The sequence below is a fragment of the Pseudomonas sp. S2_F07 genome, from assembly GCF_054668325.1.
In genome coordinates this window covers 1,033,433-1,055,879 of sequence record NZ_CP162758.1, presented here as the reverse complement: position 1 = coordinate 1,055,879, position 22,447 = coordinate 1,033,433, and the positions used below count along the sequence as shown (strand labels likewise).

Genomic DNA, 22,447 nt, shown 5'->3' with positions numbered 1-22,447 from the left:
TAGTCGAGTCAGCGAATAAAACTGATAAACATCAGTGGGTTGCAATGTGTTTATGGAACTGCCCGATGCGTATTCGGGGTACACGGCACGTTTATTGATGTCGCCAGCCCCCGATGAGCAACAATAATCAAAAGAACAGTGGAGCGGCCATGCAACAGATCAGATCGCAAGTGACCGAGCGCGACGGCTTGTTCGAGCTTGAAGCCGGCAGCGATGTCCTCGACAGTCCCCGTTACAACCACGACATTGCACCGACCAAGGTGCGCGAACGCACCTGGAACAAATGGCACATCACCGCGCTGTGGGTCGGCATGGCGATCTGCGTGCCGACCTACACCCTCGGTGGCGTGCTGACCGCGTACTTCGGCCTGTCCGTCGGTGAAGCGCTGCTGGCGATTCTGTTTGCCAACATCATCGTGCTGATTCCCCTGACGCTTAACGCCTTTCCCGGCACCAAGTACGGCATTCCCTTTCCGGTGTTGCTGCGCTCGTCCTTCGGCGTGCTCGGCTCCAATATTCCGTGCCTGATTCGCGCCCTGGTGGCGTGCGGCTGGTTCGGCATCCAGACCATGTTCGGCGGGCTGGCGATTCACCTGTTCCTCGGCTCGGTGTTCGAGGGCTGGAAGTCCCTGGGCGGCACCGGCGAGGTCATCGGCTTCATGGTGTTCTGGGCGCTGAACCTGTGGGTGGTGATTCGCGGCGCCGAGTCGATCAAATGGCTGGAAACCCTGTCGGCTCCGCTACTGGTGCTGGTGGGCGTAGGCCTGTTGGTCTGGGCCATGCCCAACGTGTCGATGACCGAATTGCTGGCAATTCCGGCCAAGCGTCCCGAAGGCGCCGGCGTGGCCAGCTACTTCGCCGCCGGGCTGACGGCGATGGTCGGCTTTTGGGCCACGCTGTCACTGAACATCCCGGACTTCAGTCGCTACGCGAAAAGCCAGAAGGACCAGATCGTCGGGCAGATCATCGGTTTGCCGCTGACCATGTTCCTGTTCGCGTCCCTCGGCGTGGTGATGACCGCCGCGTCGGTGAAACTGGTGGGGGTGACGGTGTCCGATCCGGTGACCTTGATCGGCCATATCCAGAGCCCCGTTTGGGTCGCACTGGCAATGGCGCTGATCATCATCGCCACGCTGTCGACCAATACCGCAGCCAACATCGTGTCGCCGACCAATGACTTCCAGAACATCGCGCCCAAGGCGATCAACCGCACCAAGGCAGTATTGCTCACCGGGTTTGTCGGGTTGGCATTGATGGCCCATGAGCTGCTGAAAAAACTGGGCCTGATTGTCTCGGACGTCAGTCTTGAAACCGTCTATTCCAACTGGTTGCTTGGCTATTCCAGCCTGCTGGGGCCGATCGCCGGGATCATGGTGGTGGACTATTTCCTGATCAAGAAACAGCAACTGGACCTTGCGGGCCTGTATCGCGATGACGTGTATCCGGCGTGGAACTGGAGCGGGTTCATCGCGTTTGGTGTGCCGGTGGTGCTGACGTTGTTGTCCCTGGGCAGCGATGCGTTCAGCTGGTTCTACAGCTATGGCTGGTTTACCGGTTCGGCGCTGGGTGGGATTATTTATTACGGGTTGAGTGTGATGCGGCCCAGCCCGTCTGTTGCGAAATCTGCGGTGTGAACACCGGCCCCATCGCGAGCAAGCTCGCTCCCACAGGTCTTGTGAACACCCGAGAACCCTGTGGGAGCGGGCTTGCTCGCGAAGACGGCCGCACAAACACCAACAAATTGCCTGAAGAAACACACAAGAACAGCCTGAGGAGATCATCATGAACGCGGCCGTAGACGTTCTGCAGTCCAGCCATCAGCACATCAACCGCGACCGCCTGTGGCAATCGCTCATGGAACTGGCCAGGCTCGGCGCCACGGTCAAGGGCGGCGTGTGTCGCCTGGCCCTGACCGACCTCGACCGCCAGGCCCGGGACATCTTCGTCAAGTGGTGTGAGGAGGCCGGCTGCACCGTCAGCATCGACGCTGTCGGCAATATCTTCGCCCGTCGTCCCGGGCGCAATCCCGACCTGCCACCGGTGATGACCGGCAGTCACATCGACACCCAGCCCACCGGCGGCAAGTTCGATGGCTGCTTCGGGGTGCTGGCGGGCGTCGAAGTGCTGCGCACCCTCAATGATCTGAACATCGAAACCGAAGCGCCGCTGGAAGTGGTGGTCTGGACCAACGAGGAAGGCTCGCGCTTCGCCCCGTGCATGATGGGTTCCGGCGTGTTCGCGGAAAAATTCACCCTCGAGGAAACCCTGGCCAAGGTCGATGCCGAGGGTGTGACCGTGGGTGAAGCACTGAATGCCATTGGCTATGCCGGCCCACGCAACGTCAGCGGCCACAAAGTCGGTGCCTACTTTGAAGCTCACATCGAGCAAGGCCCGATCCTTGAAGACGAACACAAGACCATAGGCGTGGTCATGGGCGCCCTCGGGCAGAAATGGTTTGACCTCAAGTTGCGCGGTGTCGAAGCCCACGCCGGCCCGACCCCGATGCACCTGCGCAAGGACGCCCTGGTCGGCGCCGCGGTAATCGTCGGTGCGCTCAACCGCGCCGCCCTGAGCCACCAACCTCATGCCTGCGGCACCGTGGGTTGCCTGCAAGCCTATCCCGGCTCGCGCAACGTCATACCCGGCGAAGTGCGCATGACCCTGGACTTCCGGCACCTGGAACCGGCGCGCCTGGACTCGATGATCGCCGAAGTGCGCGAAGTCATCGAAACCACCTGCGAAGAACACGGCCTGACCTTCGAACTCACGCCAACGGCCGACTTCCCGCCGCTGTACTTCGACAAAGGCTGCGTCGAAGCCGTGCGCGGCGCCGCCCAAGGCCTGGGCCTGTCGCACATGGACATCGTCAGCGGCGCAGGCCACGACGCAATCTTCCTCGCCGAACTCGGCCCGGCCGGGATGATCTTCGTGCCCTGCGAAGGCGGCATCAGCCACAACGAAATCGAAAACGCCGCGCCGGATGACCTCGCGGCCGGTTGTGCGGTGTTGTTGCGGGCGATGCTGGCGGCTTCGGCGGCATTGGCTGCTTGATCAGCAAAAGATCGCAGCCTGCGGCAGCTCCTACAGGGGACGCATTCTCCGTAGGAGCTGCCGCAGGCTGCGATCTTTTGATCGTGATTCTTCAAACCCAAATGGCATCCCACAACGGATAATCCCCAATTCGCTTCACCAGCCCTGCGCGCAAGGGATTCATAACGATGTAGCGGGCAGCGTCTTTGATGTCTTCCTCTTTGCGCAGTGCCCGATCGTAGTAGCCGCGTTGCCACACTTGGCCTAAGTCTCCCAACATCAGATTGATCGACCGGCTGCTTCTGGATTTGATGCGACACATAAGCTCGGCCAATGTGCCTTGGTTCAGTTCGACCAACCAATGCAAATGGTCCGGCATCACTACCCAGGCCAAGGAATTTACGGTGGCGCTTTCATCGGCACTGCGCAGTTGACTGACAAGCTGACGTCCCAAATGAACGTCTGAGAACACCGGTCGACGTTGATGAGTGACTGCGGTCAGCAGATAGATACGCCCTGATTCGGAAACCCGAGCTTTACGCAGACGGCATCCTTTTGCAGCGATAGGCATTCCGTTGCCCTCTTTGAACGAGTGGATCATTGAACACTAGCCGAGAGTTTTCGCTCCATTTGCCCGAGGTTTTTCGGTTTGTTTCGAGTAACTTGAAAAGATCGCAGCCTGCGGCAGCTCCTACAGGGGATGCATTCTCCGTAGGAGCTGCCGCAGGCTGCGATCTTTTGATCTTCAACCCACCGCTACGACCTCAAGCTTTTCACTGATCGACAGATCCGCCGGGTGAATCGGTTTACGCCGATGCCTGAGCATCCCGCCCTGGCGTTGATTCATCACCGCCGTCATCTCCGCGAGTATCGACAGCGCCACGTTTTCCGGTGCATCGCCACCCAGGTCGAGGCCCATCGGGTAATACAGGGCGCACGTGCCCGGACCGATTTCAGCCAGCAAGCGCTCCGTGCGCTCCTTCGGACCGAGTTGGCCAAGGTAGGCGGGCGCGGCTTGCAACAGTTGTCCGAGCCAGTGCCGGTCCTGGCAATAGCTGTGGGTCATCACGGTCACGGCGGCGCCGTCGGTCAGGGGGCGCAGGTCGAACGGGTTGTCGAGGCTGGCGAAGATCACCGCATCGGCCTGGGGGAAGCGTTCGGGGCGAGCGAAGTGGCTGCGACTGTCGATCACCGAGACGTGCCAGTTCAGCAGTTTGGCCATGCGCACCAAGGGCTGCGCGTCGTGGCCGGCACCGAAGATCACCAAACGAGGTGGCGGGGCGATGTATTCGAAAAACACTTCGACTTCACCACGGGCGTCGGTGTAGAGGCGTATCGATGATTTTTTTGCGCCAGTGTCTTGCGCAGGTCCTGGCGAATCGCGATTTTCAATGGCAGGTTGCGCAGGGTGCCATCGGTGTCGGACAGCAGACGGTCACCGACCCGCGCCGAGGCATTGCGAGACGTGGCGATCACCGTGGCCATGGCGGCCGGTTGTTGACTGTCACGTACACGGCGCAGCAGTTCGATTGCAGGTGAGGGCGACTTTGCGTGCAGGCGTTCAAGCATGACGAATACCGTGCCGTTGCAACCCAGGCCAAAGGTCAGGGCGCTTTGCTCATCGTCCTCATCCTCGGTGGCGCCGGTGCTGTAGCGGCGCACCACGGGTTCGCCGGAGTCGGTCAGCCACCAGGCTTTTTTCGCCAGGTCCTGCTCCAGGCAACCGCCGCTGACGGTGCCGACGGTGCGGCCGTGCAGGGGAATGAGCATTCGTGCGCCGGGGCGGCGATAGGCCGAGCCTTCGACCTTGACCACGGTGGCGAGGATGGTTTCTTCGCCGGCCTGGGCGCCGGTGTCGATGGCTTGTAGAAGATCATTGAGGCCGGACATGGCATCTCTTCCTGAAAATGAACGCGATCCTGTAGGAGCTGCCGAAGGCGGCGATCTTTTGACCTTGATCTTAAAAAAAGCAAAATCAAAAGATCGCAGCCTTCGGCAGCTCCTACAGGGGGATTTGTGTTGGTGGTGGGTCAGTCGTCCACGCTCATCAACTGCCGCACCCCATCCCACGCCTCGGCCCGCATCCGCTGCACATCCAGCCCCGGAATCACGCCGTTATCGACCACCACCCGGCCACCGACCAGGCTGTACTTCACCGCAATCGGTTCGCCCGCCACCACGGGCGCCACGGCAATGTCGTGGAAGCCGAAGAAGCGCGGATGGTCCAGACCGTAGATCACCAGGTCCGCCGCCTGACCGATTTCAAGGGTGCCGACCGCACCCAGCCCCAGCACCTGTGCACCACCCGCCGTGCCCCAGTGGATGACATCTTCGGCGGTGGTGGCCGAGGCGCCTTGCCCGGCCCGGTGAATCAGCCACGCGGTGTTCGCTTCACCGACCATGCTTCCGGATTCGTTGGACGCCACGCCATCCACGCCAAGGGAAATCGGCACCCCGGCTTCGAACATCTGCGGCACCGGTGCCACGCCGCTACCCAGGCGCGCATTGCTCACCGGGCAGTGGGAAATGCCGGTGCCGGTTTGCGCGAGCATGCGGATTTCACCGGGTTGCAGGTGCACCGCGTGGGCGAACCACACGTCCGGGCCGAGCCATTCGTGTTCGGCGACGAACTCCACCGGCAGGCAGTTATATTTCTCGCGGCAGAAATTCACGTAGTTCTGGGTTTCCGACAGGTGCGTGTGCAGGCGCAAGCCAAGGCCCCGGGCGGTGTGGGCCAGTTCCCGCAGCAGCGTCGGCGGCAGGGAAAAAGTCGGCGTGGTCGGTGCGACGACCACCCGGCGCAAGGCGTCCGGGGTGTCCTGGTGATAACGGGATTTCAGTCGTTCGATGTCACCGACCATCTGGTCCAGGGTTTCCGGTTGCAGCGCGGTCTTCGAGAAACCCGGATGGGCGCTGGCCGACTCCAGCGCGCCGCCCCGGCACAGCACGAAACGCAGGCCGAATTCCCCGGCCATGTCGAACAGCAGGTCACCGGTCTCGGTGCTGCCGTTGGCATGGTAGAGGTAATGGTGATCGGCGCAGGTGGTCACCCCCGACAGTAGCAACTCGGCCATGCCCAGTTGTGCGGCGATCCGCGCCAATTGTGGGGTGAAGCGGTTGAGGCGCGGGTAGGGCACGCTGGCCAGCCAGCCTTGCAGGTCCTGGTTCAAGCCTTCGGGCACGGCTTTGAGCAGGTTCTGGAACAGGTGATGGTGGGTGTTGATCCAGCCCGGATACACCACCGAGTTGCGCGCATCGATCACCCGTTCACCGGGTTGCGCGTCAAGGCCGGCGGCCATTTCGGCGATGCGACCGTTGACGATGCGGATATCCACGGCGCCGGCCCGGGCCCGTGGGCCGCGCAGGCCGGTCATTACCGCCAGCGGGTTCTTGATCAGGATGTTTTGCAGTTCAGTCATGGTCGGCTCCGGTCAGAGGCTGTGGGTGGCGGATTTGCTGGCGGCGGCATCAGGCACGCTGACACCGTTGAGGGTGGCGTTGAGCAACACCGACACCAGGCAGGCGATGACCACGCTGCTGTGCAGGAACGGCTGCGACCACTCGGGCAGTTGCTTGAACAGGGCCGGGGCCAGCACCGGCACCAGGGCGGCGGCGATGGTGAAGCCGACGATCAGCACGTTGTAGCGATTGCGCTCGTAGTCGACCTTGGCCAGGGTCTGGATCCCCGCCGCCGCGACCACGCCGAACATGGCGATCCCGGCACCGCCGAGGGCTGCGGTCGGCATCGAGGCGATGATCGCGCCGGCCTTTGGCACCAGCGCCACCGAGCACATCAGCAGGCCGCTGACCGCGACGACCCAGCGACTGCGCACGCCGGTGAGGATCACCAGCCCGACGTTCTCCATGAAGGCAATGAACGGAAACGCCGCGAACATCCCGGCGATGGTGCTGGCCAGGCCATTGGCGCGCAGGCCGTTGATCACCTGTTTTTCTTCCACCGGTTTGTCGACGATGTCGCCGATGGCCACGAACAGCCCCATGGACTCGACCATCTGCACGATCATCACCACCACCATGGTGGCGATGGGGATCAGGCTGAAGGTCGGCAAGCCGAAGTAGAAGGGGTACGGCACGGTGAGCCATGGCGACTCCTGCACACTGTGAAAACTGCCCATGCCCAGCCCGTAGGCCAGCGCCGCGCCCACCAGCATGCCCACCAGCACCGCCATATTGCGCAGCATCGGGCTGCCGTAGCGGTTGACCAGCAGGATGCTGAGCAATACCACTGCCGCAACAGCCAGGTACGCCGGTGCCCCGAAGTCGCTGGCATGCCGCCCGCCGCCGACCCACTCATAGGCAATCGGGAACAACTGCAAGCCGATCACGGTGACGATGCAACCGGTGACCACCGGTGGAAAGAAGCGCCGCAGTCGACCCACGAAGGGTGCCATCAGCATGGTGAAAATCCCCGCGCCGATCACCGCGCCGCAGACTCCGGCGAAACCGACTTGCGGGTTGGTGCCGATGGCGATCACCGGCCCCACGCTGCTGAACGCCACGCCCTGCAGGATCGGCAGGCGCACGCCGAATTTCCAGAAACCGACGGTTTGCAGCAGGGTGGCGATGCCCGAGCAGAACAGCGTGGTGCTGATCAGCACCACGGTATCGGCCTGTGACATCTTCAAGGCGCTGGCGACAATCAACGGCACGGCGATGGCGCCGATGTACGAGACGGCCATGTGTTGCAGGCCGAGGGTGAGCATTTGCCGTACCGGCAGAATCCGGTCGACGGGGTGGATGGTGGACGTTACAGGGGTATTGGCTGACGACATGGGGAATCACCTCTTGCTGTTTTTATGCTGTAGAGAGGGGTATTCGTTCTGATGCCGGAGAGTTCAGGTTCACAGTGATCCCGGTGGGAGCGGGCTCGCGAAAGCGGTGTGTCAGTCAACGAAGATGTTGAGTGTGACGGCCTCTTCGCGAGCAAGCCCGCTCCCACAGGCTCTGTGTTGCCTTGACCGATTGGCATCAGTCATTCGTGTGCCCGGAACCGCCATCCACCGGCTCCGATGCCTTTTTTCAGCCTGCCAGGCAGGCGGCAAAGCCCTGGTTCAGGGCCGCGCGGTCCAGGTCGCGGCCGATGAACACAATCTTGCTGGAGCGCGGTTCGGTGCCCCATGAAGTGGAGGCCCGGAACTCGACGAGGCTGTGCACCCCTTGCAGCACATAGCGCTGGTCTTGATCGGCCACCGCCAGCACGCCCTTCATGCGGTACAGGTTGTCGGCCTGCTCGGTACGCAGTTTCGTGATCCAGCGATGGAAATCACCGAGGTTGACCGCGCCGTCCACGGCGATGCCCACCGACGACACGCTCGGGTCGTGCTCATGGTCGGGCTCGTCATGGTCGTGATGATGCTCATCGGCGTGGTGGTCGTGTTCGGCGCCGATTTCCATGAGTTTCTGCGTGGACTCGAAGGCACCGATACCAAGGATCTTCGACAGATCGATCTCGGCGTAGCTCGAGGTCACCAGGTCCGCCGTGGCATTCAGGCCCCGGATTTTGTCGCTCAGGGACGCCACTTCGGCGGCGCTGACCAGGTCGACCTTGTTGATGACGATGCGGTCGGCGCAGACGATCTGGTCCACCGCCTGGTTGTCCACGCCGTCGAGTTGCAGGTCTTCCAGGTGCTGGGCGATGTGCTTGGCATCGACCATGGTGACGATGGCGTCCAGTTCCACTTCATCGGCAATCGGGTCGTTGATGAAGAAGCTCTGGGCCACCGGGTAGGGGTCGGCCAGGCCACTGGTTTCGATCAGGATGTGGTCGAGCCGCACGGGCCGCGCCACCAGTTCGCGGACGATGCGCACCAGGTCCTCGCGGACCTCGGCGGTGCAGCACACGCAGCCGTTGACCATCTCGTAGATTTCTTCGGTTTCGGAGCTGAGCACCAGGTCGCCGTCGATGCCGACTTCGCCGAATTCGTTTTCGATCACGGCGATCTTGCGTCCGTGGTTTTCCTTGAGGATGTAGTTGAGCAGGGTGGTTTTGCCGGCGCCGAGGAAGCCTGTGAGGATGGTCACCGGGATTTTGGTGTTCGGGGTCGGGGCGTTGAATGGGGTGTTCATGTGATGCTCCTTGGTAACGATAGGTCGGAGTGCTTTCAACTGTGGGAGCGAGCTTGCTCGCGATGAGGCCATATCAGCTGGCATTGATGCGGACTGACCCACCGCTATCGCGAGCAAGCTCGCTCCCACAGGGGGTTGGGTGTTCTCTCCAGCGTCGCGCTGTCCCGGCGTCGAGGCCGAACAGGTCGAGGACACGGCCGAGGCTGTGGTCGACCATTTGCGCAAGGTCTTGCGGGCGGGCGTAAAAGGCCGGCACGGGCGGGGCGATGATCCCGCCCATCTCGGTGATTGCCGTCATGTTGCGCAGGTGGGCGAGGGTCAGCGGGGTTTCCCGGGCCATCAGCACCAGGGTGCGGCGTTCCTTGAGGGTGACGTCGGCGGCGCGGCCGATCAGGCCCGAAGAGGTGCCGGTGGCGATTTCCGCCAGGGTGCGCATGGAGCAGGGCGCCACCACCATGCCCAGGCAACGGAACGAACCGCTGGCGATCCCGGCGGCCACGTCGTCGGCACGGTGGTAATGGCTGGCCAGCGCGGTGACGTCGGCCAGTTTGTAGTCGGTTTCGTGGGCCATGGTCAGCAGTGCGGCGCGGCTGATGACCAGATGGGTTTCGATGTTCAACTCGGCGAGCAATTGCAGCAGGCGCACGCCGTAGATAAAGCCCGACGCACCGCTGATGCCGACCACCATGCGCTGGCGGTTCATGATTGCAGGCCTGCGAGCAGTTGGCGGGCACGCTCGACCACTTCCTGGTCCAGCTGCGCCTTGATCCCGTCGAAACCAGAGCCGCGAGTGGCGTCCAGGCCCATGCGCGAGGTGGTGCCGTTGACCGAGGACGACGGGTCCAGCGGGCTGCCGGGCAGGCCATCGATGACGAAGATGTCCTGATGCGGCTGGAAGTGCGTGGCCAGCGCCCACAGCACCTGGCTGTCGTCGCCGATGTCGATGTCGCTGTCCACCGCGATCACGGTCTTCAGGTACGGGTCCCAGCCGAGCAGGGCGAGCATGATCTGCCGCGCCTCGCCGTCGCGGCTCTGGTCCAGGGCGACGTAGCAGTGGAAATGGGTGCCGGAATTGGGGTAGTGCACGGCGGTGACGGCGGGGAAGCGAGCTTTGAGTTTCTCGCTCATTTCCGCTTCCCGGGGCAGCCGCGCCAGGGTCAGGTGTTCGGCATATCGCCCACCGACCACGTCCACCAGCCAGGCATCCTTGCGCCGCATCAGGGTGTCGACCCGCAGCACATTGTTGGTCGAACGATCCGAGGAATAGCCGCTGAACTCACCGAACGGGCCTTCTTCGGCATAGGCCGTCGGATCGATGGCGCCTTCCAGGACAAACTCCGCAAAGGCCGGCACGCCGATGCCGTAGCGCGGGGTTTTCACCAGCTCCAGCGGCGCGCCGAACAAGCCGCCGGCCACCGCGCGCTCATCGCTACCGAACGGCAAGCGTGCCGCCGCCGCCAGCATGAACAGCGGGTGCGCGCCGACCACCATGGCCACGCGCAATTCTTCGCCGCGCTCCCGGGCGGTTTGCAGCATGCGCCACAGGTGACCGCGTGAATGCAGGCTGGTGGCGAGGGTCTGCCGTGCATGGCGCATCGAGCGGTGATAGCTCATGTTGGCAATGCCGGTGACCGGGTCTTCGGCAATGATGATCGCGTTGGTGATATAGGGGCCGCGGTCACTGTCAAAGTGCTTGAGCATTGGCAGCAGCGCAAGGTCCACGGCTTCGCCTTCGAAGATTTCATCCAGCACCGGGCCGGTTTCCACGTAGCGCGGGGCGATGGGGTTGTTGGCGCGCTTCTGGAAAGTCTCGTGCAATTGCGCCGGGGCAACGCCGAACATCCGGGCGATGCGGGTGCGGGAGGCGAACAGGTTGGTGACCACCGGCGCGCCGAAGTTGCCGACTTTTTCGCAGATCAGCAGCGGATCGCGGCCCTGGGTGGCGAGGGTGTCGACCAGGGCGGTGACGTCCTGGTCGGCTGAAAGGGATTGCCGGACGGTGAGCACATCGTCCGGGTATTGCCGGCGATAGGCGTCTAGAAAATCGTGAAAATCCTGGGTATCGCCGAGCGTCGAGAGGGTCATGGTTTCACCTCGTGAAAAGCAATGCTGTGCGTTCAAGTAACTCTTGAAGCTAGCGAGAACCCTGTGGGAGCGAGCTTGCTCGCGATAGCAGAGGGTCAGTTGACGTCAGTGTTGAATGTGACGCCGTCATCGTCGGAACGCCGCCCGGAACAAGCTCGCTCCCACAGGTTCCGAGGCGCTAGAGGTAAGTCGTGGTCAGACGAATGTCCGCCTCGATCAGGTCCTTGGGCGGCGGTGTCGGTTCGATGCCGCACAACCGGGCGATGTTGTTGCCCAAGTAGTCCTCAAGGTGATCCTCATCGATGCCCAGGCCTTGCGGCGCAGGCGAGCACAACACTTCGAGTTCGCGCAGCCACATGCCCGGTTCATTCGGCGGCGAGTCAGTGCCGAACACGATCTTGTTACGCGGCAGGTCCTTGGCGAACTCGACGATCCGCGACTGGAAGCACCAACCGGATTCGCAATAGACGTTCGGCGTGTCCATCGCCATCCAGAACGCTTCGAACGAGTAGTTGCCGCCGGTCTGGATGCCGAAGTGGCCGATGATGAAATTGACCATCGGAAACTCGCGGATGATCGGGTAGAACATCGTCGGGATGGTGTACGGCCCGTCCCCGGTGTGGATCAGCACCACGATGTTGTACTTGGCGCAGACCTTCATCGCCGGACGCAACCAGTCCAGCGCCCGGTCCGGGCGATAGCCGTGCATGTTGGCGTGTAGCTTGAGCATCTTGAAGCCGTATTCCTTGATGTGGAATTCCAGCTCCGCCGCACCGTTTTCCGGTCCCCAGCGCGGGTTGAAGTTGAAGTTGCCGATGAAGCGGTCCGGGTATTTCACGCACAGTTCGGCGACGTAGGACATGTAGTCACGCACACCCTCACGACCCCGGCGGTTGCCGTCGCGATAACCAGTGTTGCCTGGTGGCGGCTGGATGAAGCCCATGTCGATGCGGCGCGGCTTGCCGTTGATCATGTACGGGCCGTCCATCAGCTTGAGCATGCGCTCGCCGGTGAAGGGTTCGCCGGTGTGGCGCCAGGCCTCGTCGACCAGGTTGGTAGGGTGCAGATGGGTATCGATAATCATCGGTTCAGCTCCTGGCCAGTTGCGTGGTGACGGGGCGCTTGAGCTGCGCCTCTGCTTCGCAAACGGAACGAGGTGGCGGGGTCGGTTCGAGGCCGATCATCCGTGCGGTGTTGTTGCCCAGGTACTCTTCGAGGGTGTCCTCGTCGAGGTTCAGGCCCTGCGGCGGTTCGTGGCACAACACTTCCAGCAGGCGCAGCCACATGCCGGGTTCGTTCGGCGGCGTATCGGTTCCGAACAGGATCTTGTGGGTCGGCAGGACCTTGGCGAACTCGACGATCCGCGACTGCAGGCACCAGCCCGATTCGCAGTAGACGTTGGGCAATTCCATCGCCCATTGCATCGGCTCGAACACGTAGACCCCGCCGGTCTGCACGCCGAAGTGGGCCATGATGAAATCGACGTTGGGGAATTCCTTGATCATCGGCACCCATTCCGACGGGATGCTGTAAGGCCCGTCGCCGGTGTGCAGCTTGACCGGGATGCCCAGCTCGGCGCATTTCTCGAAGGCCGGGCGCACCCAGTCCAGGGCGCGGTCCGGACGGTAGGCGTGCATATTGGCCTGCATCTGGACCATCTTGAAGCCGTGTTCCTTGACATAGCGCTCGATGGCCTCGACGCCGTTCTCCACGCCGCAGCGCGGGTTATAGACGAAGCAGCCGATGAAACGGTCCGGGTAGGTCTGGACCATTTTCAGCGTGTAGGCCATGTAGGCGTCGATGGACTCGCGGCCGGTCAGATCGCCGTCGGTCCAGGTGTAGATGGTGTTGCCCTGGGGTGGCTGGATGAAGGCTTTGTCGATGCGGCGAGGTTTGCCGTTGACCATGTACGGGCCATCCATCATCTCCAGCAGACGCTCGCCGGTGAACGGGTCACCGTCATGCCTCCAGGCGAGGTCCACCAGATCGGTGGGATAGCAGCTGATATCGATGATCATTGAAGTCGATCTCCTGATAGCGGGGAAGGGAACCTTGCGGTTCACAGCAGCCACGTCCCGGGTAATCGGCCATTTCTATGCGCAAAGCATCACGCATTCCCTCGCCTGGTCGCATCCGGCTCGGGACGCTGGCTGCTTGGGGGCAAGTATTGGAAGGGGGTGTCGGGTTCGTACAATATTAATTGGGCGAGGGGTTGATATGCGTTCGATATGGGGGAAGGAAAATCAAAGATCGCAGCCTTCGGCAGCTCCTACGGGAGACGAGTGCAGGAGCTGCCGAAGGCTGCGATCTTTTGACCCTAAAGCAATGTGTTTTCAGCCAACTGCTTGACCGCCTCAACCACCGGCGCCATCCGCTCGGCCTGCCCCGGCGGCCACACCGCATACAGGTTGTAATGCGCCGCAATCTGCGCCTCGTTCAGCACCACCAGCCGACCGCTGCGCAACGCATCCGCCGCCAGCAACCCACGCACCAATCCTGCACCGACGCCGGCCTCGGCAGCGGCAATCAGGTTCGCTGCGTTATCGAACACCACCCGCGCCGCAGGTTCGACGGGAGGCATGCCGGCCGCATCCAGCCACGGAATCCATGACCGTCGCGTATACCCCAGCAATGGCAGTTGAAGGATCTGCGCCGGACTCAACGGCAGCTCCAGACCATGACGTTTCAGCAGTTCCGGTGAAGCCACCGCCATCACCCGGTCCCCGCAAATCTGCGTCATCTCGCAGTCGTCCCAGTCGCCATAACCGTAGCGCAAGGCCAGGTCCACCCGTTCGAATGCACTGCGGTCCGAGCGTGGCATCGACAACAGCACCACCTCATGGTCGGGCAACAGGTCCAGCAACTGCGGCAGGCGCGGATTGAGCCAGCTCTGGGCCAGTTCGCTGTCGATGTCGAGGGTCAGGCGCTGGGCCACGCTGCGGTTCTTCACCGAAGACAGCGCCCGGTCGATCTGCGCCAAGCCGTCGGACAACACACTGGCGAACAGTTGCCCGGCATCGGTCAGGTTGCTGCCGCCGCCTTCGCGCACGAACAGCGGCTGGCCGATGAAGTCTTCCAGCGAGCGGATCTGCTGGCTGATGGCGCTGTGGGTCAGGTCGAGTTTGCGCGCCGCGCTGGAGAAACTGCCGCTGCGCGCCGCCTGGATGAACGCGCTCATGGACTGCACCGACGGGTATCGCTTGTACATGCTGTTAGTCCTACTTACACAGGATGGCAGAAATCGTCGCTGGCCCGTTTTTCCCAAGGCTTCCAATAATCGATCACCAGGCCTGCACAAAGACGGGCCGCTCTCTTGGAGCCTGACAATGATCGAATTCACGGTAAACGGCGAACGACGCGAGCTGGCAGAGACATCACCCTCCATGCCCTTGTTATGGGTGCTGCGTGACCACTTGAAACTCACCGGCACCAAGTTCGGTTGCGGCATGGGCCTGTGCGGTGCCTGCACCGTACACCTGGACGGCGTCGCGGTGCGCTCCTGCCAACTGCCGGTCGCCGCCGTGGCGGGGCACAGCATCACCACCATCGAAGGCTTGTCGCCGACTGAGCAGCATCCGCTGCAACTGGCCTGGGTTGCCGAAGATGTGCCGCAATGCGGTTACTGTCAATCGGGTCAGATCATGTCCGCCGCCGCGTTGCTCAACACTGGTGCCGTGGTGACCGACGATTCGATCCGCAATGCCATGTCCGGCAACCTGTGCCGCTGCGGCACTTACGGGCGGATCAACAAAGCGATCAAGCGCGCGGCCAACGCGCCGAAGGAGGCGTGATGACGATCTCCCCGATGGATGTTTCGCGACGGGTGTTTCTCAAGCAAACCGCGACTGTTGCTTCCGGCCTGGCCATCGCGTTTTACCTGCCTTCGAGCCTTGCCGCGACTGACCCGAAAGCCCCGGCACCTGCCGGTGAATTCGAACCCAACGCCTGGGTGCGTATCCTGCCCGACGGCACGGTAAAGCTGGTGGTGCATAAACACGATTCCGGCACTGGAACACACACGGCCCTGGCCGCCTGCGTGGCCGAGGAACTGGACGTCAATCCGATGACCGTGCAGGTGATCTCGCCGGAAGATCCGTTCTTCGAAACCTACATTCACCCGATCTGGAAAGTCTTCTCCACCGGCGGCAGCACCAGCGTCTCGCTGGAATACGACCGCCTGCGCATGGCCGGTGCCACGGCCCGGGCGTTGCTGATCACGGCGGCTGCCAAACAGTGGAAAGTCAGCCCCGACAGTTGCATCACTGAAGAAGGCCGCGTGGTTCATGGGGCGAGCAAGCGCAGCCTCGGTTATGGCGAACTGGTGGGTGTCGCCGCGCATCTGCCGGCACCGGCCAAGGTCACGCTCAAGGACCCGGCGCAGTTCAGGTACATCGGCAAGCTGCGGCACAAGCGCGATGCCCAGGCCAAGGTCTGCGGGCGCTTCAAATACAGCATCGACGTGGTGTTGCCGGACATGCTGGTGGCGGTGATTCAGCGCGCTCCCGTGCTGGGGGCGACCGTTGTGTCGATGGACAGCGCGGCTGCGCTGCAGGTACCGGGCGTGCGTAAGGTGATCAAGGTGCCGGGGCGTCCCGATGTCCTCGGCGGTAACGTCGAAGGCGTGGCGGTATTGGCGGATAGTTACTGGGCCGCGCATCAGGGGCGCGAATTGCTCAAGGTGCAGTGGAGCGACTCGCCGCTGGCGGGTTTCGACAGTGATGAACTGGCCAAGGCCCAGGTAGCGGCGCTGGCGGACCAAGGCGCGCAACGGGTGTCCGCCATGGCTGCGGGTGATGTGAACGCACAATGGCCGAATGCGGCAAAGCTGCTCGAAGCCGATTACCGCATGCCCTACAAGGTGCAGAACCCGCTTGAGCCAATCTGCATCACCGCGCAGGTCAAGGACAACGCCATCACCTATTGGGGCGGGGTTCAGGTGCCTTCGTCGGCGCTGGAAGCGGCGCAAGTCATATGCAAGTTCACCAAGGACAAAGTCACCATCAACGAACGGGTGTCCGGCGGCAGCTTCGGAGCGCGGGAGGCCAAGTATTGGTTGTTCGAAGTGGCCTACCTGGCGCAGCAAGCCAGGGTGCCGGTGAAACTGATGAACAGCCGCGAAGACGAAATGCGTTCATTGTTCATGCACCCGGCCACGCTGCACCGGGCCAAAGGTGCGCTGGATGCGCAGGGTCGCTTGACCGCGCTGCAGCTCGACGCGGTGTCGCCGGCCTCGCCGGAGCAGTGGGAGCCGGGCTATTTCGAGCGCCCCGACAAAATGGACTACAGCACCACCGAAGCCATCACCGCTTGGGATTTCGCCTATCGCCCGGCCAACCTCGACCTGACGTGGGTCAGGCACGAGAGCCAGGTGCCCAGTGGCTGGTATCGCTCGGTGAGCTTCATCCCCAATGTGTTCGCCGTGGAAAGCTTCATGGATGAACTGGCCCATGGCGCCGGGCAAGACCCGTTGGCCTTCCGTCTGGCCAACATGCAGGACCGGCCACGGCATGTCGCTGTTTTGAAAAGCGCTGCCGAGCGTGCCGGCTGGGGGCAGCCGCTGCCCGAAGGCACGGCGCTGGGAATCGCCACGAACCAGGGTTACACCAGTTTCATTGCGGTGGTCGCGCGCCTGTCGCAAAAGGACGGCGTGATCAAGGTCGAGAAGCTCACCTGCGTGGTCGATTGCGGCCTGGCGGTGTCGCCCGGCGGCGTTGAAGAGCAGATCTACGGCGGCTTGATGTGGGGGCTCGGCCACGCGTTGTTCGATCGGATGGACATCAAGCAAGGCAGGGTGGTGCAGAGCAACTTCCATGATTACCGGGTGACGCGCATGTCGGACATGCCGGCGGTGGACATCCTGCTGGTCGACGGCGATCCGGCCAAGCCCGGTGGTGTCGGTGAGCTGGGCAGCCCGTCGGTGGCCCCGGCCATTGCCAATGCCCTGTTCAGCCTGACCGGCGTGCGCCAGCGCTCTACACCGCTGAACCTGGGATAACGGGCATGGACTTGCGCTTGCTGAGGTACTTCATGGCCCTGGCTGAAGAGCTGCATTTCGGCCGGGCCGCCACCCGCTTGCATATCTGCCAGCCACCCCTGAGCCAGCAGATCCGTCTGCTGGAGGAGGAACTTGGCACGCCATTGTTCGAGCGCAGCCATCACCGGGTCGAGTTGACCGCCGCCGGGCAGATGCTCAAGGAACAGGCGCCGCTGGTGTTCGAACAACTCAACCGCGCGCTGGACCTGACGCGCCAGACCGGCCGTGGCCAGTTGGGCGAACTGGAAATCGGCATGATCAGCTCAGTGATGGTCGGGGTGCTGCCTCGGGCTTTGCACCTGTTTCGCGAGCGTTATCCGCAAGTAAACTGGCGCCTGCATGAGATGACCCCGGCGGCGCAGGTCAAGGCGCTCAAGGAAAAACGCATCGACGCCTGTGTGTTCCGGGTCGGGTATGACGACCCGCAGTTGCGCAATGAACTGCTGATCTACGAGCCGATCCGGGTGGTCATGCCGGTCGATCATCCGTTGGCAAAGCGTGAAACCCTGGCGCCGTCGGATCTGGCTCAGGAGCCATTCGTCGCCCTGGAGTTGAAGCAATCGCGGTTCGCCGATTTTCTCTTCCAGTGCTGCATCCAGGCCGGGTTCACCCCGCAGATCCGCCAGCAGGTGATCGAGGTGCAAACCTTGCTCAGCCTGGTGCGGGCAGGTTTCGGCGTGGCGTTGCTGCCGGCATCCATCGAGCAATTGGCGCCGGCGGGCCTGGTGTTCCGGCGCCTGACCCCGGCGTTGCCGGAGGTGCCGCTGTACGCCACGTACCGCGCGGACGATGATTCGCCGGTGCTCAAGCTGTTTCTCGATACGTTGCGCGAACTGGTGTTGCAAAACTCCAACTGAACACTAATTCCTGTGGGAGCGGGCAAGCCCGCTCCCACAGGGTTCGTTGCACTAACCTTAAGCTCGAAGGTCGTACTCTTCACAGGGTCACCATACTTGTGGGGTCGCAATGAGCCAGGACGTCCTGACCACCGAAACCAATCGTCGCCAGTTGCAGCAGATCATCGCCGGGCTGTCCGACGGGGTGATCCTGCTCGACCCCGACCAGACCATTCGCTGGGCCAATGAGGCTGCCCTGGCCATGCACGGCGTCTCGCAGGTCAGCGATCTGGGGCCCGATGCCAAGGCCTACGCCAAGCGCTTCGTCCTGCACTATCGCAACAATCACCTGGTGCCGGTCGACAGCTATCCAATCAACCGTGTGGCCCGTGGCGAGACGTTTAGTGACGTGCTGGTGGTGGTGGCATCGGCGGCCGATGAAGAAGAGCACAGCTGGGTCCATCGCGTGCGCAGCCTGGTACTGGCCGATAGCCAGGGCGAACCAGAGTCGTTGGTGCTGATCATGGACGATGTCACCGAGTGGGCCAGCGCCGAGCAGCGCTTCGAGAAAACCTTCGCTGCCAACCCCGCGCCAGCGGTGATCTGTCGCCTCAGTGATCTGCGCTACATCAAGGTCAATCCCGGCTTCCTTGAAATGACCGGCTACTCTCGCGATCAGGTGATCGGCACATCCACCTATGAACTGGATGTACTGGAGCAAGCCGAAAACAAGGCATTGGCCAAGCAATGTTTGCGCGAAGGGGGGACCATCGCGCAGATGCAGGCCGAATTGCGGCTACCGGATGGCGGCAGCAAGCAGGTCATCGTCGCCGGCCAGCCGCTGGAACTCAACGATGAGGCCTGCATGCTGTTTTCCTTCGTCGACATGGAGCCTCGACACAAGGCCGAAGTGGCTCTGCGCCAAAGCGAAGAACGCTTTGCCAAGGCGTTTCGGCTGTCTCCGGTGCCAATACTGGTGTGTGGCGCGGGTGACCAGGTGGTGCTGGACGTCAACGAGGCGTTCCTCGATACGCTCGGTTATCCGGGTGAAGAGGTGCTGGGCGAGAACATCGCGCAGATCGATTTCATCGACGACAAGGGCGCACGCACTCGGTTGTTCGCCGCATTGGAGAAAACCGGCAGCCTGGATCGCATCGACGTGCGCCTGCGCAGGAAAGACGCCGGGCTGATCGATTGCGCGGTGTCGGCGGACACCGTGAACATTCAGGGCATCCCCTGTTATCTGCTGGTGCTGATGGACATCACCGAGCGCAAGCGCACCGAGCTGGAACTGGTGTCGGCCATCGAGGAGGTGATGAAGGACGCCTCATGGTTCAGCCGCACGCTGATTGAAAAACTGGCCAACGTGAAGCGCTTCAACTCACCGGAACTGCCCGGTGTGTCCTTCGCCGACCTGACCGCCAGGGAGCGCGATGTGCTGGGGCTGATCTGCGAAGGCCGGGCCGACAAGGAAATCGCCGCGCGCCTGAAGCTGGCGCCGAACACGGTGCGCAACCATGTGGCGACGGTGTATTCCAAGCTCGGTGTGCACAGCCGCAGCGAGGCGATTGTCTGGGCGAGGGAGCGGGGACTGTTCTCCAGTGAATGGCGACCCAGGGGGTAGCGTTAAGGTGCAAATGCACTAGAGCGCAGGGTGCAAATTCATGTGTCGACCCGGTGTGGTGGTTTTTAGGCTGAGGAGGTGCGGCAGATGGCTTCAAGTCGTCGGCGCCGCCTTGGTAAACCGCCAAAAGGAACAGCCTCATGAGCCAGTTACCCGATGCTTCAACCCGCCAGGCCTCGCTGTAATGATTACCCAGGCGCAACTGCGGATGCTGATCGAGCGCAGTTTTTCACCCCTGGCTTGCGAATGCAGTGTCACCGGCGACCATTCGCTGACCGTGAAGCTCTACCACCCGGTGTCGGGCCAGGTGGACCTGGTGGTCAGTGGCCTGCACATGAGCACGTTGCAGACGGCGCAGTCGGTCACTGCATTGATCGAAGAACTGCGTTACGAGCTGGACAGTAATTCCTTGCAACGGCCTGATACGGCGATGTAAGAACTGTCAGCTTTTACGGGTGTTGGCCACGGGCTGCGCTATGGGTGATTCGCAGATATTTATTTTTTTGACAGGTGTATGGACTTTGCGCGCCGGTTTTGTTGTCACAAAAAATGTGTCTATCACTTATCGCGGGTCAACCTATGAAAACTCTTGGGAAACGCGTTATCTCACCCTTGTCGCTGGCATTGTGCATGGCGATCCTCGGCGGCTGCTCCAGTCCGCCACCCCCGCCTGTGGTCACTCCACCCCCTCCTGAACGCACCTGCCAGGCCATGGATAAAACCGATGTCCTGGGCGATGTACGGGCTGAAGACGGGCAGGTGACCCGAGTCACCACCACGACGCGTTGCGTCACGCAGTAAATCGGGTTTTTACGCTGTGGGAGCGAGCAGGCTCGCTCCCACAGGGATTTGTGCTGTTCAGACGATCAGGACAGGAAACCGCCATCCACATTCAGCGAAACGCCGGTGGTGTAGCTGGAAGCATCGCTGGCCAGGTACAACACTGCGCCGGCCATTTCGCTCGGGTCGGCCACGCGCTTGAGCGGGATCTGTTGCAGCGCGGTGTTCAGGATGGCTTCGTTTTTCACCAGTGCCGAGGCGAACTTGGTGTCGGTCAGGCCCGGCAGCAAGGCATTGCAGCGAATCCCGAACTGCGCGCATTCCTTGGCGAACACCTTGGTCATGTTGATCACCGCCGCCTTGGTCACCGAGTAGATGCCCTGGAAGATGCCCGGTGAAACGCCGTTGATCGAGGCCACGTTGATGATGCTGCCGCCGCCGTTTTCGCGCATCAACTTGCCGGCTTCGACGGACATGAAGAAGTAGCCGCGGATGTTCACGTCGACGGTTTTCTGGAAGGCGCCGAGGTCGGTGTCCAGCACGTTGCAGAACTGCGGGTTGGTCGCGGCGTTGTTGACCAGGATGTCCAGGCGGCCGAACTGTTCCTTGATGCCGGCGAAGACCTGGCTGATCTGTTCCATTTCGCCGATATGGCAGGCAACGGCGGTGGCCTTGCCTCCGGCGGCGATGATCGCGTCGGCGACGTGCTGGCAGCCTTCGAGCTTGCGGCTCGACACGATCACGTGGGCGCCTTGCTGGGCCAGCAGTTTGGCGATGGCTTCACCGATGCCACGGCTGGCGCCGGAGACGAAAGCGATCTTGCCGTCGAGGTCGAACAACTGAGTCTTGGACATGGGATTCCCTTGTTATTAAGCCTTGTGATGAAGCTGATCAGAGGCTGGATTTCGAAATGACCTGCAAGCTCATCTGCTCCAGCAGCTTGTTCATGTGAATGAACTGCGCGAAGCGTTTGTCCTGGGTCTGGCCATGGTAGAAGCGGTAGTAGATCTGCTGCACGATGCCGGCCAGGCGGAACAGGCCGTAGGTGTAGTAGAAGTCGAAGTTGTCGATGCGGATGCCGGAGCGTTCGGCATAGTAGTCGACGAATTCGCGGCGGGTCAGCATGCCCGGTGCATGGCTCGGCTGGCGGCGCATCATCTGCACCGGCGCCGGATCATCGGCTTCGATCCAGTAGGCGAGGGTGTTGCCCAGGTCCATCAGTGGATCGCCCAGTGTGGTCAGTTCCCAATCGAGCACGCCGATGATCTGCATCGGGTTGTTCGGGTCGAGGATCACGTTGTCGAAGCGGTAGTCGTTGTGCACGATGCTGGAGGTCGGATGGTCGGCCGGCATCTTGTCGTTGAGCCAGGCCTTCACCGTGTCCCAATGTGGCGCATCGGGGGTCAGGGCCTTTTCGTAGCGATCGCTCCAGCCTTTGATTTGCCGCGCCACGTAACCTTCGGGTTTACCCAGGTCACCCAGGCCGTAGGCGTTGTAGTCGACGCGGTGCAGCTCTACGAACTTGTCGATGAAGCTCTTGCACAGGGCTTCGGTTTTCGCCGAGTCCAGGCCCAGTTCCGGCGGCAGGTCTGAGCGCAGGATGATGCCGTTGACCCGTTCCATGACATAGAACTCGGCACCGATCACCGATTCGTCGGTGCAGTGCACGTAGGCTTTCGGGCAGTACGGAAAACCGTCGCGCAGTTGATTGAGGATGCGGAATTCACGGCCCATGTCGTGGGCCGACTTGGCCTTGTGGCCGAAGGGCGGGCGACGCAGGACTAATTCCTGTTCGGGGTATTCCAGCAAGTAGGTGAGGTTTGAAGCGCCGCCCGGAAACTGGCTGATCCGTGGCAAGCCGCTGAGCCCCGGAATATGGGCCTTGAGATACGGATCGATCAGGCTGGCATCGAGCTCTTCGCCGGTGCGGATACGGGTGGACTGGTCGTTAAGCGCCATGCTTATCCCTTC

19 protein-coding genes and 1 pseudogene are annotated in these 22,447 nt (G+C 62.2%); 8 read left to right on the top strand and 12 right to left on the bottom strand.

Annotated elements, in window-relative coordinates; genetic code table 11:
- The first annotated feature begins 149 nt into the window (after positions 1 to 149).
- Together AB4O40_RS04520 and AB4O40_RS04515 are read left to right on the top strand one after the other, a co-directional pair.
- Complete coding sequence (locus AB4O40_RS04520; protein WP_056727751.1) at positions 150 to 1,634, top strand: NCS1 family nucleobase:cation symporter-1; 1,485 nt, start codon at positions 150 to 152, stop codon at positions 1,632 to 1,634.
- Positions 1,635 to 1,782: 148 nt separating this feature from the next.
- Positions 1,783 to 3,051, top strand: coding sequence for a Zn-dependent hydrolase (locus tag AB4O40_RS04515; protein WP_056727749.1), 1,269 nt, complete (start codon positions 1,783 to 1,785; stop codon positions 3,049 to 3,051).
- A gap of 91 nt (positions 3,052 to 3,142) precedes the next feature.
- On the opposite strand, the gene AB4O40_RS04510 is transcribed toward AB4O40_RS04515, so the two are convergent.
- The 10 genes and pseudogenes from AB4O40_RS04510 to AB4O40_RS04465 all read right to left on the bottom strand — a co-directional run bounded on the left by AB4O40_RS04510 (position 3,143) and on the right by AB4O40_RS04465 (position 14,410).
- On the bottom strand, positions 3,143 to 3,601 hold the full coding sequence (locus tag AB4O40_RS04510) for an REP-associated tyrosine transposase (protein ID WP_056728094.1): 459 nt from the start codon (positions 3,599 to 3,601) through the stop codon (positions 3,143 to 3,145).
- Between the two features lie 174 nt (positions 3,602 to 3,775).
- Positions 3,776 to 4,920: pseudogene (locus AB4O40_RS04505) on the bottom strand (XdhC family protein).
- Positions 4,921 to 5,060: 140 nt separating this feature from the next.
- Positions 5,061 to 6,449 (bottom strand): amidohydrolase family protein, encoded by a 1,389-nt coding sequence (locus AB4O40_RS04500; protein WP_056727745.1) that lies wholly within the window; start codon positions 6,447 to 6,449, stop codon positions 5,061 to 5,063.
- A 12-nt stretch (positions 6,450 to 6,461) separates the two neighbouring features.
- Complete coding sequence (locus AB4O40_RS04495) at positions 6,462 to 7,823, bottom strand: nucleobase:cation symporter-2 family protein (RefSeq protein WP_056727743.1); 1,362 nt, start codon at positions 7,821 to 7,823, stop codon at positions 6,462 to 6,464.
- A gap of 247 nt (positions 7,824 to 8,070) precedes the next feature.
- Positions 8,071 to 9,117, bottom strand: a complete 1,047-nt coding sequence (locus AB4O40_RS04490; RefSeq protein WP_056727741.1) for a CobW family GTP-binding protein — start codon at positions 9,115 to 9,117, stop codon at positions 8,071 to 8,073.
- A gap of 73 nt (positions 9,118 to 9,190) precedes the next feature.
- On the bottom strand, positions 9,191 to 9,820 hold the full coding sequence (locus AB4O40_RS04485; protein WP_056727739.1) for a UbiX family flavin prenyltransferase: 630 nt from the start codon (positions 9,818 to 9,820) through the stop codon (positions 9,191 to 9,193).
- Entirely contained in the window at positions 9,817 to 11,202 is a 1,386-nt protein-coding gene (locus AB4O40_RS04480; protein ID WP_056727738.1) for a UbiD family decarboxylase, read from the bottom strand. Before AB4O40_RS04480 ends, AB4O40_RS04485 begins: the two co-directional genes overlap by 4 nt.
- Positions 11,203 to 11,380: 178 nt before the next feature.
- Positions 11,381 to 12,286, bottom strand: a complete 906-nt coding sequence (locus tag AB4O40_RS04475; RefSeq protein ID WP_053158646.1) for an amidohydrolase family protein — start codon at positions 12,284 to 12,286, stop codon at positions 11,381 to 11,383.
- Between the two features lie 4 nt (positions 12,287 to 12,290).
- Positions 12,291 to 13,220, bottom strand: a complete 930-nt coding sequence (locus AB4O40_RS04470; RefSeq protein WP_056727736.1) for an amidohydrolase family protein — start codon at positions 13,218 to 13,220, stop codon at positions 12,291 to 12,293.
- A gap of 299 nt (positions 13,221 to 13,519) precedes the next feature.
- Positions 13,520 to 14,410 carry a LysR substrate-binding domain-containing protein gene (locus tag AB4O40_RS04465; protein ID WP_460055832.1) on the bottom strand — a complete coding sequence of 297 codons (891 nt, stop codon included), beginning with the start codon at positions 14,408 to 14,410 and terminating at the stop codon, positions 13,520 to 13,522.
- A gap of 118 nt (positions 14,411 to 14,528) precedes the next feature.
- Here AB4O40_RS04465 and AB4O40_RS04460 point away from each other — a divergent pair, with 118 nt between their 5' ends.
- The 6 genes from AB4O40_RS04460 to AB4O40_RS04435 all read left to right on the top strand — a co-directional run bounded on the left by AB4O40_RS04460 (position 14,529) and on the right by AB4O40_RS04435 (position 20,497).
- On the top strand, positions 14,529 to 14,993 hold the full coding sequence (locus AB4O40_RS04460) for a (2Fe-2S)-binding protein (protein WP_056727731.1): 465 nt from the start codon (positions 14,529 to 14,531) through the stop codon (positions 14,991 to 14,993).
- Positions 14,993 to 17,197 (top strand): xanthine dehydrogenase family protein molybdopterin-binding subunit, encoded by a 2,205-nt coding sequence (locus AB4O40_RS04455; RefSeq protein WP_223542590.1) that lies wholly within the window; start codon positions 14,993 to 14,995, stop codon positions 17,195 to 17,197. Before AB4O40_RS04460 ends, AB4O40_RS04455 begins: the two co-directional genes overlap by 1 nt.
- Positions 17,198 to 17,202: 5 nt before the next feature.
- A complete protein-coding gene (locus AB4O40_RS04450) occupies positions 17,203 to 18,093 on the top strand; it encodes a LysR substrate-binding domain-containing protein (RefSeq protein ID WP_056727727.1) in 891 nt (296 codons plus the stop codon).
- Positions 18,094 to 18,202: 109 nt separating this feature from the next.
- Positions 18,203 to 19,696 carry a helix-turn-helix transcriptional regulator gene (locus AB4O40_RS04445; protein WP_460055837.1) on the top strand — a complete coding sequence of 498 codons (1,494 nt, stop codon included), beginning with the start codon at positions 18,203 to 18,205 and terminating at the stop codon, positions 19,694 to 19,696.
- A gap of 184 nt (positions 19,697 to 19,880) precedes the next feature.
- Entirely contained in the window at positions 19,881 to 20,132 is a 252-nt protein-coding gene (locus tag AB4O40_RS04440) for a DUF1652 domain-containing protein (protein WP_223542588.1), read from the top strand.
- A 143-nt stretch (positions 20,133 to 20,275) separates the two neighbouring features.
- Positions 20,276 to 20,497 (top strand): hypothetical protein, encoded by a 222-nt coding sequence (locus tag AB4O40_RS04435; protein ID WP_460055840.1) that lies wholly within the window; start codon positions 20,276 to 20,278, stop codon positions 20,495 to 20,497.
- A 65-nt stretch (positions 20,498 to 20,562) separates the two neighbouring features.
- Here AB4O40_RS04435 and AB4O40_RS04430 read toward each other — a convergent pair whose 3' ends face one another.
- Positions 20,563 to 21,330: an SDR family oxidoreductase gene (locus AB4O40_RS04430; protein WP_095059930.1), complete on the bottom strand. Its 768-nt coding sequence runs from the start codon at positions 21,328 to 21,330 to the stop codon at positions 20,563 to 20,565.
- A 37-nt stretch (positions 21,331 to 21,367) separates the two neighbouring features.
- Positions 21,368 to 22,435 (bottom strand): phosphotransferase family protein, encoded by a 1,068-nt coding sequence (locus AB4O40_RS04425; protein WP_056727719.1) that lies wholly within the window; start codon positions 22,433 to 22,435, stop codon positions 21,368 to 21,370.
- Positions 22,436 to 22,447 lie beyond the last annotated feature (12 nt).

Bases quoted from the DNA above. Each gene is read 5' to 3' on its own strand.
- AB4O40_RS04520 (WP_056727751.1), top strand. From the start codon at position 150: ATGCAACAGATCAGATCGCAAGTGACCGAGCGCGACGGCTTGTTCGAG.
- AB4O40_RS04515 (WP_056727749.1), top strand. From the start codon at position 1,783: ATGAACGCGGCCGTAGACGTTCTGCAGTCCAGCCATCAGCACATCAAC.
- AB4O40_RS04510 (WP_056728094.1), bottom strand. From the start codon at position 3,601: ATGCCTATCGCTGCAAAAGGATGCCGTCTGCGTAAAGCTCGGGTTTCC.
- AB4O40_RS04500 (WP_056727745.1), bottom strand. From the start codon at position 6,449: ATGACTGAACTGCAAAACATCCTGATCAAGAACCCGCTGGCGGTAATG.
- AB4O40_RS04495 (WP_056727743.1), bottom strand. From the start codon at position 7,823: ATGTCGTCAGCCAATACCCCTGTAACGTCCACCATCCACCCCGTCGAC.
- AB4O40_RS04490 (WP_056727741.1), bottom strand. From the start codon at position 9,117: ATGAACACCCCATTCAACGCCCCGACCCCGAACACCAAAATCCCGGTG.
- AB4O40_RS04485 (WP_056727739.1), bottom strand. From the start codon at position 9,820: ATGAACCGCCAGCGCATGGTGGTCGGCATCAGCGGTGCGTCGGGCTTT.
- AB4O40_RS04480 (WP_056727738.1), bottom strand. From the start codon at position 11,202: ATGACCCTCTCGACGCTCGGCGATACCCAGGATTTTCACGATTTTCTA.
- AB4O40_RS04475 (WP_053158646.1), bottom strand. From the start codon at position 12,286: ATGATTATCGATACCCATCTGCACCCTACCAACCTGGTCGACGAGGCC.
- AB4O40_RS04470 (WP_056727736.1), bottom strand. From the start codon at position 13,220: ATGATCATCGATATCAGCTGCTATCCCACCGATCTGGTGGACCTCGCC.
- AB4O40_RS04465 (WP_460055832.1), bottom strand. From the start codon at position 14,410: ATGTACAAGCGATACCCGTCGGTGCAGTCCATGAGCGCGTTCATCCAG.
- AB4O40_RS04460 (WP_056727731.1), top strand. From the start codon at position 14,529: ATGATCGAATTCACGGTAAACGGCGAACGACGCGAGCTGGCAGAGACA.
- AB4O40_RS04455 (WP_223542590.1), top strand. From the start codon at position 14,993: ATGACGATCTCCCCGATGGATGTTTCGCGACGGGTGTTTCTCAAGCAA.
- AB4O40_RS04450 (WP_056727727.1), top strand. From the start codon at position 17,203: ATGGACTTGCGCTTGCTGAGGTACTTCATGGCCCTGGCTGAAGAGCTG.
- AB4O40_RS04445 (WP_460055837.1), top strand. From the start codon at position 18,203: ATGAGCCAGGACGTCCTGACCACCGAAACCAATCGTCGCCAGTTGCAG.
- AB4O40_RS04440 (WP_223542588.1), top strand. From the start codon at position 19,881: ATGATTACCCAGGCGCAACTGCGGATGCTGATCGAGCGCAGTTTTTCA.
- AB4O40_RS04435 (WP_460055840.1), top strand. From the start codon at position 20,276: ATGAAAACTCTTGGGAAACGCGTTATCTCACCCTTGTCGCTGGCATTG.
- AB4O40_RS04430 (WP_095059930.1), bottom strand. From the start codon at position 21,330: ATGTCCAAGACTCAGTTGTTCGACCTCGACGGCAAGATCGCTTTCGTC.
- AB4O40_RS04425 (WP_056727719.1), bottom strand. From the start codon at position 22,435: ATGGCGCTTAACGACCAGTCCACCCGTATCCGCACCGGCGAAGAGCTC.